Origin of the sequence: Natronorubrum halophilum (assembly GCF_003670115.1) — an archaeon.
In the GTDB taxonomy this organism is placed as follows: domain Archaea; phylum Halobacteriota; class Halobacteria; order Halobacteriales; family Natrialbaceae; genus Natronorubrum; species Natronorubrum halophilum.
On the sequence record NZ_QQTY01000004.1, the window covers coordinates 129,356 to 146,913 of the forward strand.

13 protein-coding genes are annotated in these 17,558 nt (G+C 55.7%); 5 read left to right on the forward strand and 8 right to left on the reverse strand.

What is annotated here, in order from left to right; genetic code table 11:
- Positions 1–112: 112 nt before the first annotated feature.
- Positions 113–1,492, forward strand: coding sequence for a serine--tRNA ligase (gene serS / locus DWB23_RS16120; RefSeq protein ID WP_121743825.1), 1,380 nt, complete (start codon positions 113–115; stop codon positions 1,490–1,492).
- 122 nt (positions 1,493–1,614) lie between these two features.
- On the opposite strand, the gene DWB23_RS16125 is transcribed toward serS, so the two are convergent.
- Complete coding sequence (locus tag DWB23_RS16125; protein WP_121743826.1) at positions 1,615–1,893, reverse strand: hypothetical protein; 279 nt, start codon at positions 1,891–1,893, stop codon at positions 1,615–1,617.
- A 265-nt stretch (positions 1,894–2,158) separates the two neighbouring features.
- Entirely contained in the window at positions 2,159–4,345 is a 2,187-nt protein-coding gene (locus DWB23_RS16130) for an elongation factor EF-2 (protein WP_121743827.1), read from the reverse strand.
- Between the two features lie 290 nt (positions 4,346–4,635).
- On the opposite strand from DWB23_RS16130, the gene DWB23_RS16135 reads away from it, so the two are divergent.
- The 3 genes from DWB23_RS16135 (at position 4,636) to DWB23_RS16145 (ending at position 8,471) form a co-directional block, all read left to right on the forward strand.
- The gene (locus tag DWB23_RS16135) at positions 4,636–5,391 is read left to right on the forward strand and encodes a DUF5781 family protein (RefSeq protein ID WP_121744303.1); all 756 of its coding nucleotides are present in this window, start codon (positions 4,636–4,638) and stop codon (positions 5,389–5,391) included.
- Between the two features lie 202 nt (positions 5,392–5,593).
- On the forward strand, positions 5,594–6,310 hold the full coding sequence (locus tag DWB23_RS16140) for a DUF7504 family protein (RefSeq protein WP_121743828.1): 717 nt from the start codon (positions 5,594–5,596) through the stop codon (positions 6,308–6,310).
- Between the two features lie 538 nt (positions 6,311–6,848).
- Entirely contained in the window at positions 6,849–8,471 is a 1,623-nt protein-coding gene (locus tag DWB23_RS16145) for a hypothetical protein (protein ID WP_338067827.1), read from the forward strand.
- Here DWB23_RS16145 and DWB23_RS24135 read toward each other — a convergent pair whose 3' ends face one another.
- Positions 8,472–8,597, reverse strand: coding sequence for a DUF7503 family protein (locus DWB23_RS24135; RefSeq protein WP_455429440.1), 126 nt, complete (start codon positions 8,595–8,597; stop codon positions 8,472–8,474). It lies immediately after the preceding gene.
- A 637-nt stretch (positions 8,598–9,234) separates the two neighbouring features.
- On the opposite strand from DWB23_RS24135, the gene DWB23_RS16150 reads away from it, so the two are divergent.
- A complete protein-coding gene (locus tag DWB23_RS16150) occupies positions 9,235–11,274 on the forward strand; it encodes a hypothetical protein (protein ID WP_238717484.1) in 2,040 nt (679 codons plus the stop codon).
- Between the two features lie 62 nt (positions 11,275–11,336).
- Here DWB23_RS16150 and DWB23_RS16155 read toward each other — a convergent pair whose 3' ends face one another.
- The 5 genes from DWB23_RS16155 to DWB23_RS16175 form a co-directional block, all read right to left on the reverse strand.
- Positions 11,337–11,945 (reverse strand): 30S ribosomal protein S7, encoded by a 609-nt coding sequence (locus tag DWB23_RS16155; protein ID WP_121743830.1) that lies wholly within the window; start codon positions 11,943–11,945, stop codon positions 11,337–11,339.
- A 2-nt stretch (positions 11,946–11,947) separates the two neighbouring features.
- Positions 11,948–12,376 (reverse strand): 30S ribosomal protein S12, encoded by a 429-nt coding sequence (locus DWB23_RS16160; protein ID WP_004267302.1) that lies wholly within the window; start codon positions 12,374–12,376, stop codon positions 11,948–11,950.
- A gap of 612 nt (positions 12,377–12,988) precedes the next feature.
- Positions 12,989–13,432, reverse strand: coding sequence for a NusA-like transcription termination signal-binding factor (locus tag DWB23_RS16165; RefSeq protein WP_121743831.1), 444 nt, complete (start codon positions 13,430–13,432; stop codon positions 12,989–12,991).
- A gap of 3 nt (positions 13,433–13,435) precedes the next feature.
- Complete coding sequence (gene rpoA2, locus DWB23_RS16170) at positions 13,436–14,635, reverse strand: DNA-directed RNA polymerase subunit A'' (RefSeq protein ID WP_121743832.1); 1,200 nt, start codon at positions 14,633–14,635, stop codon at positions 13,436–13,438.
- Complete coding sequence (locus DWB23_RS16175; RefSeq protein ID WP_121743833.1) at positions 14,628–17,555, reverse strand: DNA-directed RNA polymerase subunit A'; 2,928 nt, start codon at positions 17,553–17,555, stop codon at positions 14,628–14,630. Before DWB23_RS16175 ends, rpoA2 begins: the two co-directional genes overlap by 8 nt.
- Positions 17,556–17,558: the final 3 nt, after the last annotated feature.

The window sequence follows — 17,558 nt, forward strand, 5'->3', positions numbered from 1 at the left end:
TTCCCGCAACGTTCCGATCGGCGACTCGAAACGCGATCAGCGACGCGTTCCCGCCAACCCGCGACGCTGCCTTCCGACACGGTTTTGGCCGGGCGCAAAGAACGCACCAGCAATGCACGACCGGACCTACCTGCGCGAACACGCCGAGGAGGTGCGCGACGCCCTCGACAATCGCGGTGCCGACGTCGACCTCGACGACCTCCTCGAGATCGACGAGCGGTGGCGAGAGCTGAAAGCCCGCGGCGACGAACTGCGCCACGAGCGCAACGAGATCACCCAACGGATCGGGAAACTGGTCGCCGCGGGTAAAGACGAGGAGCGAAAGGAGGCGATCAGCGAGTCGAAAACCCTCAAATCGGAGATCGAGGACGTCGAAGCCGAGGCGACCGAACTCAAAGCGGACCTCGAGCAACGGCTGCTCGAGGTGCCCCAGATCCCCGACGAGAGCGTTCCGCTGGGGGTCGACGAGCGCCACAACGTCGAGGATCGCCGCTGGGGCTTCGACGACCTCCGCGTCGACGCCGACGAGATCACCCCCCACTACGAACTCGGCGAAGAACTGGACATTATCGACGAGGAACGCGCCGCCAAGACCAGCGGTGCCGGATTCTACTTCCTCAAAGGCGAGGGCGCACGACTCGAGCACGCGCTGATCCAGTTCATGATGGATATCCACCGCGAACAGGGCTACGTCGACCTCTTCCCGCCGATTCCCGTCAACAGCGAATCGATGCGGGGAACCGGCCAGTTGCCCAAGTTCGCCGACGACGCCTACCGACTGGGCGGGAGCAACGAGGAGGCGTACGGTGACGACGATCTGTGGCTCTGTCCCACGGCGGAGGTTCCCGTCACCAACATGTACGCCGACGAGATCCTTCTGACCGAGGATCTCCCGCTCAAACACCAGGCCTACACGCCGAACTTCCGACGCGAGGCCGGCGAGCACGGCACCGAAACGCGGGGCATCGTGCGCGTCCACCAGTTCAACAAGGTCGAGTTAGTGAATTTCGTTGAACCCGAGGACAGCTACGACCGACTCGAGGGCCTGCTCTCGGAAGCCGAGGAGGTCCTCCAACAACTGGGTCTTCCCTACCGCATCCTCGAGCTCTGTACCGGCGATCTCACCTTCGCGAGCGCGAAGACCTACGACATCGAGGTCTGGGCCCCCGGCGACGACCTCGAGGACGGTCCCGAGGAAGGCGGCCGCTGGCTCGAGGTCTCGAGCGCCTCGAACTTCGAGGAGTTCCAGGCCCGCCGCGCCGGCCTGCGCTACCGACCCGAACGCCACGAGTCGGCGGAGTACCTCCACACCCTGAACGCCTCGGGGCTCGCATTGCCGCGGGTGATGGTGGCGATCCTCGAGTACTACCAGAACGACGATGGCACGGTGGAGATTCCCGACGCCCTGCAGCCGTACATGGGCGGCAAAGATGTCATCGAGGGACACGAGAAAGTCGGCGAGTCGGCGCTAGGTGCCGGCGAACGGGAGTGAACGGCGTCGATTACTAGGTTTCGACGTCGACGCCGCTGGTTCTGTTCTCTCGGCTGTAATCGTTTCAGGTGGTACTATGGAAACTGGGATTTACCGCACCGGAAGCGTTCACCCGGTTCCGATCAGCGACCCGGTTGAACGAGTTCCGTGACGACGGTCGCAGCGATCGTGACCACTGTCAGAGAGAGGACGCCTCCAGCGAAGAAACTCAATCGCGAGGCTCGAGACGGAATCGCAGCGAACGTCGCACCGACGAACAGTACCACGAAACAGACGAGTCCCCCGAGCCGAAGCGCGATCGGCGCTCGTTCGACGGCGTTCCACACCCTGGCGCCACGTTCGGAAACCGTGATCGCGACGAGTGCGAGGCACACCGCGAGCGCGCCGATCACTGTCCACATCCAATCGACAGTACCGACGTCAAGCAGTGAGCTGTCCAACAAGACGAGGAGAATTGCCACAGTCAGGAGGGGCAGGGGTCGAACCTCGAGTCACTCACACGCCTTCGCAATACTGTTCATCGAGTACACCGTTTCAGTACAGCGAACAAATACGTTAGTACCCGCGGTTCAGTCGCCGTCGAGGTCGACAACACTGCTACAGAGCGGCTCGGGAGTACGATCGGTCGGCGAAAGAAAAGATCGGCAGCGAATACGGAATGACCGCCTATATGTAGTCGATCGCCGGCGGCAGTTCGAGCTTCATGCCCTTGCGCTCGCGGATCTCCATGATCTTCTCGCGCTGGAGGGAGTCGGCCATGACCTCGAAGCCGGCGTTCTCGGTGTTCCAGGAGGCACGTCCCTCGGTCGCGGAGCGGATGTCGCTCGCGAACCCGATCATCTCGCCGACGGGCGCGATACCCTCGACGACCATGAGGTCTCCTTCCTGGTACATGTCGTCGACGCGGCCACGACGACCCTGGATCTCGCCGGAGGCGGCACCCATGTGGTCGTTCGGCACGTCGATACGAGCGTCCTGCATCGGCTCGAGCATCTTGATGCGACCGTCGATCAGCGCCTTGTGGACGGCGTTTCGGGTAGCGGGGATGACCTGTGCCGGGCCACGGTGGATGGTATCCTCGTGGAGTCGAGCGTCGTGCAGGCGGATGAGCGTCCCCTGAACCGGCTCGTTCGCCAGCGGGCCGTTGTCGAGGGCGTCCTCGAGCCCCTCGATGAACAGCTCCATCGTCTCGTTCAGGTGCTGGATACCCTTCGTCTGATCCAGCAGGATGTTCGAGCCGTGGATGTGCTCGACGTCCTGGGAGTCGTCCTTGTCCATGCCGGCTTCTTGCAGGGCCTCACGGCGTTCCTGCTCGGGCATGTCCATCGTCGCCTCCCCTTTCTTGACCGTCTCGACGAGCTCGTCAGACAGCGGCTCGACGGAGATGTAAAAGCGGTTGTGGCGGTTCGGCGAGATTCCTTCGACCTGGTCGCTCTCTCGCTGGATGGCCTCGCGGTAGACGACGATCGGCTCACCGGTGTTGACTGGGATGCCCTGATTCTTCTCGATACGCTGAGTGATGACCTCGAGGTGGAGTTCACCCTGTCCGGAGATCAGGTGCTCGCCGGTGTCCTCGTTGATCGTAATCTGGATCGTGGGGTCCTCCTTGGAGACCTGGCGCAGCGTCTCGATGAGCTTCGGCAGGTCGTCCATCGTCTGGGCCTCCACGCTCTTGGTAATGACCGGCTCGGAGATGTGTTCGATCGTCTCGAACGGCGTCATCTCGGTGCTGGAGACGGTCGAACCGGCGATCGCGTCTTTGAGACCGGTCACGGCCGCGATGTTCCCGGCCGGTACCTGGTCGACTTCCTCGCGTTCGCCACCCATGTACACACCGACGGACTGGACGCGGTTTGTTCCCGCGGTCCCCGATACGTAGAGGTCCTGTCCCTTCTCGAGGGTGCCCGAGAAGACACGTCCACTGGCGACTTCGCCGGCGTGGGGATCCATCGCGATGTCGGTAACCATCAGGACGACTTCGCCGTCCTCGTCGACGAGTCGCATCGAATCCGCGAGTTCGGAGTCGGCGTCACCGCGCCAGATCCGTGGAATACGACGGGGCTGGGCGTTGACCGGGTTCGGGAAGTGCTCACAGACCATGTCGAGCACGACGTCCGAAAGCGGCGTCCGCTCGTGGAGCTCCTGGCGCTGGTCGTTGCGCTCGAGGTCCATGATTTCGCCGAAGTCCATACCGGTTCGCTGCATCGACGGCATGGAGACACCCCACTTGTACAGGGCGGATCCGAAACCGACGGTCCCCTCTTCGACGGAAACCGTCCAGTCGTCGATGTCGTCCATCTCCTCGGTCATGCCACGGATGAGTTCGTTGACGTCGTGGATGACCGACAGGAGTCGGTTCTGCATCTCTTCTGGTCCTTCCTGGAGTTCGGAGATCAGGCGGTCGACCTTGTTGATAAACAGGGTCGGCTTGACGCCTTCGCGAAGTGCCTGTCGCAGGACCGTCTCGGTCTGGGGCATGGCTCCTTCGACGGCGTCGACGACGACGAGCGCCCCGTCGACGGCGCGCATCGCTCGGGTGACGTCGCCACCGAAGTCGACGTGGCCCGGCGTGTCGATGAGGTTGATGAGGTGGTTGGTACCATCGTACTCGTGGGTCATCGAAACGTTCGCCGCGTCGATGGTGATCCCACGTTCCTGTTCGTCTTCCTCCGTATCCATCGCAAGCTGTTCACCGGCAGTCTCATCGGAGATCATGCCGGCACCGGCGAGGAGATTGTCAGAAAGGGTTGTTTTTCCGTGGTCGACGTGAGCGGCGATGGCGATGTTCCGGATGTTCTCCGGTTCGTCCATCAGCCGTTCACACTCTTGGACGATCTTCTTGCGTCGGCCCATATATACCCCATTACCGCCAGCGGGGTCAAAAGGGTAGTGTTTCGTCTCCGCGCGAATCCGTCGAATTTCCCGGATTTCACGCCGGAATTTCAGGTTTGCGTGAGTGAATGCCACGCATCGGAGGCGAAACGGAAGATGACGAAACGATCAGTCCGCTCTCCTCGAGGTTTCGACTGTCGATCCGTGACACGGGTTTCATCTTCACTTCGGCTAACAACGGCGGGCACGAACTGCGACCGACGAAACTGGGCGTAAGAGACATACTCTCACAGAACCTGGTACTGGTACACATGGATATCCGAATCCAGGGCTCCGGTCCTACTTCTCCGTTCCTCAGCGCCCGGGATGTTTTCGAGACCGAACACGATATTTCGCTTCCGGTCCACGTTCATCTTCGGGAGGACCCCGACCAACGAACCTGGGCCGCCCACTACGACGACCGACACGTCCTGAACATCTCGAGACAGGCCGCCTCGAGCGCGATGGCTCGCGAACTCGCCCTCCACGAGTTCGCCCACATGGTCAGACACGAAGAAGAACACCCCTCACACACTCAATCGACGGAAGAGGTCCTCTATCTCGCATTGGCCGGCAAACGCGTCGAACGCCGAAAGCTCTCGCACTGTTACCAGATCGCGAACCACATGAAAGACATCTACGCCGACGACATCACGCTCGCGGTCGGCCCCGGAGAAAAACTCCTCTCCTTTCTTGAATCCAGCCTCGCGATGGCCGTCGCCGACCGTCCCATAACTCCCTCCCGACCGGGATTCGAACGCCTCTCCGCGAGTGCAGATCCGGAGATCACTGCTGTGAACGCGGCGTTCGCGCTCGCACTCGCCGAACGCCACGACCTCGTCGATGACGATCACCGATTGTACGACCTCGCACACGCGGCCGCGATGGACGCCCCGCAGGTGGACTTCCAGTGGTTCAAGCGCCGATTTCGAGAACTCGCCCGCGATCCCGACTCGAGTACCTACCGGCAGGTACTCGTGGACGCGACCCGCGCGTACGTCGGCGGTGAGGGTCCAGCAGCGGAGTGATTCGACTTCGACTACCGGTGGAGGCACCAGTCGCCACACTGTTACGCCATACAGTATTTGCTTTCGAAGGCGAGCAGAATACGCAACCCGAACCGAGCGTTGCGGTCGAAAACCAACGCGTTGATGGTAGCACGCACTGCTAACGGTTCGCTACAATCCGAACATTTAATGTTTGATCCATGCGTGTTTATAACATATATTGATGTTTTCGCGTAATGACTGGAGTAGTGGGTCGAACGAGGAACGGTTCACCGAGGAGCTCTCCCAATTGAAACGTCGCGGGGCGAGCGTTCTCGTCGTCGGCTCCGTGCGAGCCACTCAGCGACGGGACGTCTGTCGACGGCTGTTGGGGGAAGCAACCGGTCAGCCGCGCCGACGCGTTCTGGCATCGACGACTGGCGACAGCCACGATATCTCCCACCTGCTCGATGGGAACGTCGATGCGGCGGAGTCGGTCAAACTCGTGAACTACGCGACCCAGGCTCGGAGCGCTACCGCGAGTGAAACCGGTTCAAAACGCTCCATACCGTTGGACGAAGTGTCGCCGGTCGAAACCACGACTCTCGCCGACCTCGGCATCGCCATCTCGAGTGCCATCGAATCGTTCGAAACCAGTTCGGACAGGCTCGCACCCGCAGAACTCCGCGTCGGTATCGACTCTCTGGTTCCACTGCTCGAGGAGTACGGTACCGAGCGCGTCTTCAAATTCGTTCACCTGACGAACGGTCGAGCTAGGGCCACCGACGGCATGATCCACTACCACCTCCCGCTGGACCGCGACTCGGATGTCGTTTCGGTACTGGCTCCGCTGTTCGACATTGTCATCGAACTTCGGGAGCAAAACGGCGTCTTTCAGGAACGCTGGTCCATCCACGACGGCGACCAGACCTCCGGCTGGGTCTCGATCAGCCAGCCGTAACGACTATTGATTTCTCGAGCATCAGGTCTGGTATCTTAGCTGGCGCGTGGTCGCCTGCACCGATCTCTCGCACCCAGTCCATTCCATGAAACCGAAATTCGAAGCAACTGAAGACGGTATCGAGATCATCGATCCGATCGAGCGCCGTCGATACCGACTGACGACGCATGAACCGGTTTCGCCCGAACCGGTAGATACGGATCGGATTCAGTTTCCAGTAGCGACAGCCGTCGAAATCACGACAAAGATGATTACGTTACCAACAAACGAGACCGTCTATGTTCGTGATAAGGATGGGGTGATGATAGCGGAGGTCCGGCCTAATAAGCAAGTTTCTCTCCCTTGTGATGAATATACTCTCGACCTATCAGGTCCGCTGAAAGTGTATGCTCAGATTAGAAGCCCGGTATATATTTATTCAGACAGTGATAGGACATACATTACATTCGATAAATCGACACACACTATTCTTGGATTTCGATCGTATCATCGACGGCCAGCAGGAATGATCACCACAACTGAGGAACCAACTGACGTAATGCAAGCAGTCTCAACATTTGGATCTGCATTAAAGTCTACTACAGTCGAACGCTCCTATCCAACCCATCAAGGCCATCCGCCAGCTATCAAACTTGGGCATGAGTTACACATACCTGATGAGTTCAAGGGGCTAGATACAGGGATACGAATCGAAGTACCACCAACACTAAGCAACATATTCGTTGTTACACCGCTCGCATACTATCTGGGTGCCAAAGTCGTTCCTGGTCCAGAGCCACAGCTTGTTACGAAGAGCGAGTTTACGTATAATCTCGAGGGAAAAGAAGATTTTGAGACGACAGTAGAGCGTATTCTAAAACAAATATTCTTCCTCGATTGTATCGTTCGGACTGAGGGGGCGACACCACTTCCACTACATGAGGAACAAGTGGTTAAATCGAAACTCGATATCGATTTTAAATCGTTATATAACAAACCATTGGCCAGTCAAATAAGACATTATCTTTCTATCTCGTTCGATACAGTAGAGGAACATCTGCCAGATTGGCGACTGGAGGTGAAACTTAGTCCAACACGAGAGATAATAGAATTTCTTCCATTTATTGCTAATCGTCTTGCGATGGTAACAGTTCACAGTGGGAACGGAACTTCAAGATTGGACGTACAAAACCGGGCAGAAGCTATTGAAGGATTTACCAGACATGATCCTGAACATATTGATGGAACAAATCAGTGTGAAGACACAGCCTCTAATTGTCGAGTTCAAATTTCGGCTCCAACAATCAAGCAGTCTTGGAGTAGAGATGTATCTGCAAATATCACAAGTACAACGCCACTTGCAGCGTTCTACAATGGTCTAGGTAGAATCCCAAGGGAAGGTGCCATAGAGATCACAGTCATATGTAATGATCAGAATATGAAGGAGGAGTTAACGGCAGTAAATAATGTGTATGGAAATCGTGAAGAACTATCATTTGATGTTTCGGTTCATTATGCAGTGACGAAAAAAGATCTTGAAGAGATTCTTTCTCAAGAAAGTGATTTCGTTCACTATATCGGTCATATTGATCAAGATGGTATGCAGTGTACTGACGGGAAATTGAACGCAGCATCCATTGAAACGGTTGGTGCAAAGGCATTTTTGCTTAACGCATGTGAGTCACATAAACAAGGGTTGCATTTGGTTGAAGCAGGAAGTTTAGGTGGGATAGTAACTCTTGGTGACATTGTGAATAATGGTGCTATCCGTGTAGGAAGTATGATTGCTAAATTGTTGAATCAAGGTTTTCCGCTCTACGCTGCACTAGATTTAACCAAGAAGCAAAATATTACTGGGGAACAGTATCAAATTGTTGGAAATGGAATAACAACAATAGCACAGTCTAAGACTGGTGCACCTAATGTGTGCATAGTAGCACAGAAAAAAGAGGGAGTAACTATTAGAATGAAAACATATATGGCTGCAGGAACAGAGAAGGGAAGCTTATTTACACCCTATATAGAATCCGTCGAAAAATATTATATACACCCAGGAGTGACAGGAGAGATTCCAATTACATACACTCATTTGAAAGAGTTTTTTGATTTGAGGAAAATTCCAGTTATAACTAATGGATCTGTAGAATGGAGCGATAATATCAACGCTAGCGATTTTTACTAATTAGGTACCCGAATACGTGCCGTTATTCGCGAGAACAGTTCCAGTTTGTGATAGAGCTAACATAATTGTGAACAGAACGCCGATCATTCGTGGGTGCTTCTTCAGGTACTGGGTTAGGTCGTCCATAGTACATCAAAGACATAGTGAGGCATGGATATGAATTTATTTTATTATATCTTTTAATTAAATAATAGTATTATAACCGGAGTTAACTGTTCAAAAGGAGAGACAATCCTCTTCGAGCGGGGCAAGTTCAGTCAACAATCGGAAAAAGGCCCATCACTTCTTCGTAAGCCTTCTGCAAAAGAAGTCATTCGACCGTCGAATGGAGAAGTTCATCTAGAAATAGACTAACAAGAAGTTCGTAGCACTATGACCAACTGAATAATTCGAAGGAATGTCGGTAGGAAGGACAAGAACCTGCGTGTCCGGAGCGTTCTGTCGAAGTGGATCAAAAATATACAGAAGTCAGGTGATCCGAGTTCCTAATCGAGAAGTGAATTGAAATAATACCCCTATTATTCTAGAGTTATTTAATTAAGATTAATTCTATAAATATGGGAGACAATTAGTATTTCTCAGGAAGGTACTATCAAATGCAGTCAAAAGAAAATAAGGAGAGATACATATTCATGAATGACGTACGTTACAGGATAGCAACCGAAATATCTGATAGAACCAGAACGTATATTTCATAGACACACCTTTAACTCTATAAGATAGGTGAATTTTCCAGTGGAGATTTTAACTAGACTCATTTAGTATGAAACCGAAGTTTAAATCAGTTCAAGATGGGTTAGTAATTGTTGATCCGATTGAACGTCAGCATTTTCAAATCAAAACACAAACACCAGTTACACCGATACCCACTGATACTGATAAAATCCCATACCCGATGGATGCGGCAGTAAAGATTACAACAAGTGGATTTACCTTACCAATCGATAATGTGGTTTATGTTCGTAATCCAGACAAATCGCTAATCACTGAAATCTACCAGAATGAAAAGATAATTCTTGAGCGGGCAGAATATATCCTCGATATATCAGGCTCATTGAAGGTATATGTGAAGGTTAATAGTTCAGCTCGGATTCATATTAGCGTAGATCAGACAAAAATTTCTTTTGATGGTGTGACAGAATTGATTGTTAGTGCGCGATCACATCAAACACATCCAACAGCGACAATTACGACAACACCTGAACCAATTAATATGATGCGGGCTGTTTCTATGTTCGGGTCAGCACTGAAATCAACAACGACTGAACGGTCATATCCGACGCTTCGTGGACATCCACCAAGTATTAAACTAGGTGATGAGCTGGAGATTCCAGAGGAGTTAACTCGTCCAAATACAGGTGTCCAAATTAAAATACCACCAACATATAGGCACATATTCATTGTTGCACCACTCGTGTATTACCTCGCAGCGGAGATCGTCCCTGGTTCAACACCACAACTCGTTACAGACACAGGATATGTATACGAATTCGGGGAGGAGGAAGTGTTTGAGTCAGTAGTTGAGAAAGCTTTAAAGCAAGTTTTTTTACTTGATTGTGTCGTGCAAACTGAGGGAAAGACGCCAACAAATTTGTATGAACGGAAGAAAATTAAACCCAGACTCAAGTTTGATATTGAAACTGTGTACGAACAGACGATGGCAGAACAGCTTGAAACCTATCTCGAAGTTCCGTTTACAACAATAGAACCACTACTTCCAAAGTGGTGGCTTGAGACACAACTCGAGCCGACTGCAGAGCATGTTGAATACCTCCCATTTGCTGCTAATGACTTCTCTGCAATCACGATTACCGAAGACAACCGTTCTCTCACGCACACACAGGTAGGTGCCAAAACAAACATGGTTGGTGAATGCAGCGGGGGAGATAACCGGTTAAATAAAATATTTTCCAATAATATTTCGATAATTAACCAATATTGGAATGACGAAGATGGATCAGTAATTCCAAGTACCAAACCGTTATCGGCATTCCATCACCGTGTTAATCAATCACCCCGTGAGGGTTCACTCGAAATTGAAGTTATTTGTAATGACGCAAACATGAGTGAAGAGCTTGTGAAGGTTCATGAAACATACGGTGATCGAGATGATCTTCCATTTGAGGTCACGATTCACCATGACCTTTCAAAAAACGATCTTAAACAGGTACTTACTCGGGAAAGCGACTTTGTCCACTATATTGGCCATATCAATTCAGATGGTTTTCGATGCTCGGATGGAATGTTAGATGCTGCAACTGTCGAATCGGTTGGAACGAAGGCGTTCTTTCTTAATGCGTGTCAATCTTATGAACAGGGATTCAATCTTATCAAGGCAGGTGCTATCGGTGGTATTGTAACGCTTGCAGAGGTGAAAAACAGTGATGCAGTAGATGCAGGAGAAACTATTGCTCAACTACTAAACATTGGTTTTCCGCTTTACGCTACACTAGATGTTTTTCAAAAGAAAGGAGGAAGCAGTCAACAGTATCATATCCTCGGAGATGGAATGTTAACAATAGTACAATCTGACCAGCCATCTCCAGAGATTTGCACAATAATTCGAGGAAAAAAGGAAAACCGGATTAAAATTGAGACGTATATTTCACCAGAATGTATGCATGGGAGTTTATGTATGCCCTATGTTGACTCGATTAAGACATATCGCATAATATCGGGAAAAATACAATCATTTCCTATAACAGATGCAGAAACTATAGAATTTTTCAATTCAGGGAAATTCCCGGTTTTACTCGATAACGAACTCCGATGGAGCAACGAAATCAAGACGCACGAGTTATAACCTCGAGAACCTATCGCGACCGCTCTCGAGACAGGATCTAGAAAACGAAAGAACTCGTAGTCTTAGCGGGCTGCTGCTGCGACGCGCTCTTTCTCTTCTTTCTGGCTGATTGCGTACGTCTGCACGTCGTAGTTAGATGCCCCGATAAGCTGACTGGCGATCGCTTCTTCGACGGATGTCGCCGTCTTGAACGAAGCATTGTAGACGCCTTCGGCGAGGAACTTCAGGGCCTGGTCGACGCGACGCTGAGGAGCGACGTCGACTGCTTTGGGAACCGAAATACCACCGTATTTCAGGCGGACGGTCTCCTCACGCGGGGCGGCGTTTTCGACAGCGGTTACGAGCACCTGAATGGGGTTCTCGTCGGTGCGCTCGTGGATGAGTTCGAACGCCTCGCGGACGTGGTTGAGCGACTGCTGTTTCTTGCCCGTGTTCTCTTCGGTTTGCATCAAGCGGTTGATAAAGCGCTCGACGATCGAGATCTGGGACTTCTGGAACTGCTTGCTGGCGTGACGCCCGGCGGTGTGAGCGACCGGCGTCACTGCAATGTAGCGTTCGGTGGAGGGATCGTTGTACGCGATCTCGTCGATCTCCCACGTGCCGAACAGTTTCGCGCCGACATCCGTGCCACCTGCTGGGGCGTCGGGGTCGGGTTGGTCTTCTGCAGCCATAGTTATCGCACCGGTTTCTCTGCGTTCCCGCGGACCAGTTCCTTCAGGGCGACACCGTTGACCTTGTCGACCTTGTAGTTGACACCGGAGAGGTCACCCATCGCACGACCCTTCGCCCCACCGATTCCGGCGATGGTGACTTCGTCGTGCTCGTCGATGAAGCTGATTGCGCCGTCACCGGGACAGAACGCGGTGACCTGCTTGCCGTTTTTGATCAGCTGAACCCGGACGCACTTTCGAATTGCCGAGTTGGGCTGTTTCGCTTCGATGCCGACCTTTTCCAGTACGATACCTCGAGCCTGTGGAGCGCCCTCGAGCGGGTCGGACTTCTCGCGAAGTCCACGGGCGCGGCGCGCGTAGTCAGAGTCGGACCACCGCTGGTTCTGGCGGTCCTTTTTGAGCTTACGCGCGGCGTACTTGCCGTTTGCCATGGGCGTCGCTATCCGTCGAAGCCACTTAAGCGACCCGTTTCGAACCGACGTTACGGCTCGAGAGCGTTCGATCGGGGTCGATGAAGGAATCTGAGGGCGTTTCGACACCGAGTAACGGCTCTCGGGCAGTCCGCGACGGATTCGACGCGAGATCTCCCACTCCTCACAACAACCGACACTGATGGGAGGACAGGCGGTCAGAAGACATGCGATACAACCGGGAACACAGCAGATATAATTGGTCGCACAGACTCTGCACCCTCCGGTTGTACACGCGAGAGTAATATCGACGCTGTCGTCCACGTCGTCGACTTCCTCCCCACTCAGCGGATGACAGGGATCGCGATCCAGGTCGGCGGTCCCTACGGACGTGGTCGTTTGCGTACCGTTGATACTCCCATCCTCGGCTCGTAAATTCATCCCTTCGAAATCCCTTCCGCCTTCGATCCTCCAGAGTTTCGCCTCCGAAGGTTCTCGAGAGGGTGATAGTGGTTTGAATACGTCACTCGCAGATAACCCGCATCGAGCGACGAAGTAAGGAGACGGAGATGCGGTTCGTATCGAAACCGGCGACCGAGTCGAACAGCGATCGAAACCGAGGATCGTACTCGCTCAGATCAATTGAACGTCGTCGATCGCGAAGTGGCGATCGGCGAGCGTCCGCGCGGCCTCGATCGTTCGGCCGTTCGTTCCGATCGCGACGCCGCGATCGTCCTCGGCGACTTCGACGTAGGCGACGGTATCGTCGTTCTCGCTGATCGTGACGTTGTAGACCGCCGCCGGGGCGAGCGTGTTTGCAACGAATTCCTCGGGATCGGTCGCGTCTTCGACGAGTCTGACGGGGAGCCCGACGCGGTCCTCGTACTGCTGGATGGTTCGACCGCCGGGACCGATCGCCTCGCTCATGTGTCCGCTCGAGACGACGACGAGCAATCGCTCGTCCGCAGAGTCGGCGTCGGCCGGCTCCGTGACGAGACAGTCCTGTCCGTTCACGCCCGTGGTGTCCTCGAACGCGGCGAGATACTGACGGGCATCGTCGTCGAGGGTAACACCCATCGATCAGTCGGCCTGACCGCCGCCGGAGCCGGAGCGCGTCGATCCCATGCGGAGATCGACGTCACCGGTGCCGAGCTTGATCGGTTTCCCGACGATGACGTTCTCCGTAACGCCGTCCAGATCGTCGATCTCGCCGTGAATCGCTGCGTTGAGCAGGTGGTTGACCGTCACCTCGAACGCCGCGCGGGCGAGAACGGACTGTTTCGAACCCGAGATGCCGTGGCGACCGATCGACTCGATCTCACCGCGGTTCGTCATCATGTCCGAAACGAGCATCAGGTGACGAACGTTCACGTCGTCAAGCCCCTGCTCGGCGAGCGTGTTGTTCGTCTCTTCGATGATCGTCTCGCGGGCAGCCTCGATACCGAGGTTGCGGTGGATCTCGTGAAGGTTGTTACACGTCGTTCGCGAGGCGTCGACGCCCTCGATCTCGAGGGCGTCGCCGAAGGCAGATCCCTCGGTGTAGAGGACGAACTGCTCGCCCACGTCGAGTTCTTCGCGGCGGATAACGACGCGCGAGACTTCCTCGATCCCCTTAAACGTGATATCACGCAGTTCCTCGACCAACTGGAGCAGATCGCGGTAGGACGGCTCCTCGGGACCGAACTGGATCTCGGTACCCTGTTGGATCGTGCTTACGCCGAGGTTGTCTTCGATGATCTCGGCGACTTCCTCGGGCGTGATCATTCGCTCCTGGAGCGTATCCCGATTGAGCGAGATCTGGACCCGCATATCCGCGACGTTCGTCGAGACGTCACCCAGCGCGAGGATCTTCGTCGCCTCGAGGTTCCAGACGACCTCGTGGGCCTTCTCCCGCTCGGTGGCGTACTCGTCTTCGAGGTAGACCGTCATCATCGGCGTGTCCGGGGTCTTCCGGGCGTCGACGAGTTCGATGAGTCGGGGAAGCCCCTGAGTCACGTCGATCTCCGCGACACCGGCGTAGTGGAACGTGTTCATCGTCAGCTGCGTTCCGGGTTCGCCGATCGATTGTGCCGAGACGGTCCCGACGGGGTCGAGCGGATCGACCCGGGTATCCATGTAGCGAGCTTCGACGACCTTCGCGATCTGATCGGCCTCCTCGACGGTGGCGTCACCGCGCTCTTCGAGCGCCTCGTAGACGTTGTCCTTGAGTCGTCGAGGGAGATTCGTGTCTTCGACCACTGCGACCGTATCGTCGTCGACGGCGTAGTCGACTTCAGTCATCGGAGGGCACCTCCGTTCGTTCAACCTTTCGACTATCCGCATGCTCCGAGAGGTTCGTCGCCTCCCGTTTCGTGCCGAAGAACTCCTCCCTTGCAGCCTCGGAGTCGAACTCGGAGTCGAGTACGCGATCGGCGATGTGTTCGACGTCGATATCGTTGTCGTCGCCGGAGGAAACCTTGACCGGCGAGGTGCCGTCCTCTCCGAACTCGAACTGGACGATGGTGTCGCTCGTGTCTCGAACGGTGCCATCGTACTGCGTCTCGAGTTCCGAAAGGGCGTTGATCAGTCGACGCTGCAGGTAGCCGGACTTCGAGGTCCGGACTGCCGTATCGACCAGTCCCTCGCGGCCACCCATAGCGTGGAAGAAGAACTCCCGCGGGGTGAGACCGCTGGTGTAGGAGTTCTCGACGAAGCCGTGAGCCTCCGCCGAGAGGTCGTTTGGCTCGTAGTGGCTGAGCGTACGGTCTTCGTAGCCGCGGTTGATTCGCTCTCCGCGAACCGCCTGCTGGCCGACGGCACCGGCCATCTGGGTCAGGTTAAGCATCGACCCACGGGCGCCGGAGTTAGCCATCACCACGGCGGGGTTGTCGTCTTCGAAGTGTTCGTCCGCGATGTTCCCCGCGTTGTCACGCGCACGCGAAAGCGTTTGCATGATCTTCATCTCGAGGGTCTCGTCGATCGTCCGACCCGGGAGGGACTCGAGTTCGCCGTTCTCGTAGGCTTCGATGAGCTCCTCGACGCGGTCGTTGGCGTCTTCGACGGTCTCGTCGATGCGTTCCTGTGCCTCGCCGGGGATGGTCTCGTCGTCGATACCGATCGAGAATCCGAAGTGCATGATCGCCCGCATCGCGAGCGTCGAGACTTCGTTGATGAAGACTCGAGCGCGGGTGTTCCCGTAGACCTTCGTGATGGTGTCGACGATTTCTCCGCCGAACTCGCCGACCTCGTCCTCGGCGATAGTTCCCTCGATGAGTTGGCCGTCCTCGATGACGACGTCGTCGCCGACGGTGCCGGTGAACTCGAGGTTCAGATCGTCGGGCATCAGTTCGGAGAAGACGTCGTAGCCGGTCCAGAACGGGACACCCTCGTCGTCGATGCCGCTCGGTTCCGGCAGTTCGTCGATCCGAGTCGCCCGGAGTAAATCGAGCGCCTGCGTCTCGTTGAACCGCGGATTGTCGTGCGTCAGGAGGTACGTCCCCGAGATATGGTCCTGAATGGCTCCGATGATGTTCTCACCGAAACGCGGGCTCAGGATCTGTTCTTGGACGCGCATGAGAACGCGCGCTTCGGCGCGGGCCTCCTCGTTCTGGAGGGCGTGCATGTTCATCTCGTCGCCGTCGAAGTCGGCGTTGTACGGCGGGCAGACGACGGTGTTGAGTCGGAACGTCTTGTACGGCATGACCACGACCTCGTGGGCCATGATCGACATCCGGTGGAGCGACGGCTGGCGGTTGAAGATAACGATGTCGCCGTCGATGAGGTGGCGGTTGACCTCCCAGCCGGCCTCGACCTTCTCCGCGAGCTGTTCGCAGTTCTTCTCGGTTACCTTCAGTCGGCGGCCGTCGGGTCGGCGTACGTAGTTCGCGCCGGGATGGCCCTCCGGTCCGTTCGAAACGAACCGTCGGGCGTCCTCGAGATTGCGCTCGGTGACGTTCATCGTCTGGGTCATCTCCGTTGCGACCCGATCCGGGACGCCGACCTCGTTCAGGCTGAGCGTCGGGTCCGGCGAGATGACGGTACGCGCAGAGAAGTTCACACGCTTGCCGGACAGGGAACCACGGAAGCGACCTTCCTTCCCCTTGAGGCGCTGGGAGAGCGTCTTGAGCGGCCGTCCCGACCGATGGCGGGCCGGCGGCGTCCCCGAAATCTCGTTGTCCATGAAGGTGGTGACGTGGTACTGCAGCAGTTCCCAGAGGTCCTCGATGATCAGCTGCGGAGCTCCCGCCTCACGGTTCTCCATGAACCGCTGGTTGATCCGGATGATGTCGACCAGCTTGTGAGTCAGGTCGTCCTCGGAGCGCTGCCCGTTGTCGAGTGTGATCGACGGGCGTGCGGTAACGGGCGGAACGGGAAGCACCGTCAGGATCATCCACTCGGGGCGGGACCGGTCCGAGTCGATGCCGAGTACTTCGATATCCTCGTCCGGAATGTTCTCGAACCAATCCCGGATGTCGCTCGGCATCAGCTTGTTCGTGTCCTCCTCCGTGAGGTCGATATCGAGGGCCTTCTCGATAGCCTTCCGCTGGCTCTCGCGCGGCCGGAACGATCCCGAGAGAATCTCGTTGACTCGTGTGAGTTCGATATCGGTCTGCTCGGCGAGTTCGTCCGGCGTCGTTCGCTCGATACCCTCCTCCTCGTCGCCCTGCATCGCACTCGCGATACGCTGGGAGTACTCGCTCGTGAGGACCTGCTGGACCTCGTAGTACGTCGTTGGCTTCTCGTGATCGATGTCGTACTGAATCTCACCGCAGAACGGACAGCGATCCTTCTTTCGGGCCTGCCGGATGGCGGCCTTGGTTACGTCGTTCAGATCGCGGCCGAGCTTGCGCGATTCCGTGATGTCCGTCCGAAACTCGTCGCGTTCGTCCTCCGTCAAGAGCAGCTTCGAGCACTCCCGGCAGGTACCTCGCAGGAGCCGTCGAATGAGCTTCGTAAAGCCGACGTGGATGACCGGCGCGGCCAGTTCGATGTGGCCGAAGTGGCCGTTACACGAACCCGAATGCTTCCCACAGGTTTTGCACTCGAGGCCGGGGTCGATGACCCCGAGCCGCGGGTCCATCAGTCCCATGTCGATGGGGAAGCCGTCGTCGTCGTAGGTGTCGGCGGTGATGATCTTCGTCGCGCTCATCTCCCGATACTCCTCGGGCTCCATGAGCCCGAAGTTGATCGATCCGATGTCTTTTGGTGTGCTGTTTTGCATGGT

Excerpts from the sequence above, each read along its gene's own strand:
- serS (WP_121743825.1), top strand. The coding sequence starts at position 113 with ATGCACGACCGGACCTACCTGCGCGAACACGCCGAGGAGGTGCGCGAC.
- DWB23_RS16125 (WP_121743826.1), bottom strand. The coding sequence starts at position 1,893 with ATGTGGACAGTGATCGGCGCGCTCGCGGTGTGCCTCGCACTCGTCGCG.
- DWB23_RS16130 (WP_121743827.1), bottom strand. The coding sequence starts at position 4,345 with ATGGGCCGACGCAAGAAGATCGTCCAAGAGTGTGAACGGCTGATGGAC.
- DWB23_RS16135 (WP_121744303.1), top strand. The coding sequence starts at position 4,636 with ATGGATATCCGAATCCAGGGCTCCGGTCCTACTTCTCCGTTCCTCAGC.
- DWB23_RS16140 (WP_121743828.1), top strand. The coding sequence starts at position 5,594 with ATGTTTTCGCGTAATGACTGGAGTAGTGGGTCGAACGAGGAACGGTTC.
- DWB23_RS16145 (WP_338067827.1), top strand. The coding sequence starts at position 6,849 with ATGCAAGCAGTCTCAACATTTGGATCTGCATTAAAGTCTACTACAGTC.
- DWB23_RS24135 (WP_455429440.1), bottom strand. The coding sequence starts at position 8,597 with ATGGACGACCTAACCCAGTACCTGAAGAAGCACCCACGAATGATCGGC.
- DWB23_RS16150 (WP_238717484.1), top strand. The coding sequence starts at position 9,235 with ATGAAACCGAAGTTTAAATCAGTTCAAGATGGGTTAGTAATTGTTGAT.
- DWB23_RS16155 (WP_121743830.1), bottom strand. The coding sequence starts at position 11,945 with ATGGCTGCAGAAGACCAACCCGACCCCGACGCCCCAGCAGGTGGCACG.
- DWB23_RS16160 (WP_004267302.1), bottom strand. The coding sequence starts at position 12,376 with ATGGCAAACGGCAAGTACGCCGCGCGTAAGCTCAAAAAGGACCGCCAG.
- DWB23_RS16165 (WP_121743831.1), bottom strand. The coding sequence starts at position 13,432 with ATGGGTGTTACCCTCGACGACGATGCCCGTCAGTATCTCGCCGCGTTC.
- rpoA2 (WP_121743832.1), bottom strand. The coding sequence starts at position 14,635 with ATGACTGAAGTCGACTACGCCGTCGACGACGATACGGTCGCAGTGGTC.
- DWB23_RS16175 (WP_121743833.1), bottom strand. The coding sequence starts at position 17,555 with ATGCAAAACAGCACACCAAAAGACATCGGATCGATCAACTTCGGGCTC.